Origin of the sequence: Aliamphritea spongicola, assembly GCF_017051665.1 — a bacterium.
In the GTDB taxonomy this organism is placed as follows: domain Bacteria; phylum Pseudomonadota; class Gammaproteobacteria; order Pseudomonadales; family Balneatricaceae; genus Amphritea; species Amphritea spongicola.
The window spans coordinates 1-289 of the sequence record NZ_JAFIDL010000095.1; the positions used below are offsets into that span (position 1 = coordinate 1).

At 58.1% G+C, this 289-nt stretch carries 1 protein-coding gene; it reads left to right on the forward strand.

The window, feature by feature from the left end; all coding sequences use genetic code 11:
- Window positions 1-289 (forward strand): hypothetical protein (locus JYB63_RS22890; protein ID WP_205660224.1); only part of this gene is annotated, 289 nt, incomplete at both ends.

Consider the following 289-nt stretch of genomic DNA (forward strand, 5'->3'; position numbering starts at 1 on the left):
ACGATATCGCATACCGAATTGAGGGCAGTAAGCTGTTGGCCAACGAGTCAACAATCAAGCTTCGTTACATCTGGCGAAATGAAGTTGAATCCACCTGGGACGAGGCGCTGGTGCAGCTGGCAGAAACCACGATGGCGGCAAAACTGGCGTACGCGGTCACCGGCTCGGCCAGCCTGCGGGACAGCCTGACGCAAGAGGCCGCGTTTCTGCTGCGCCAGGCTCGCTCTATTGACGGACAGGAAGACCCGCCGGAAGAAATGGGCGGCTATCCGACTTTTGAGTCGAGGTT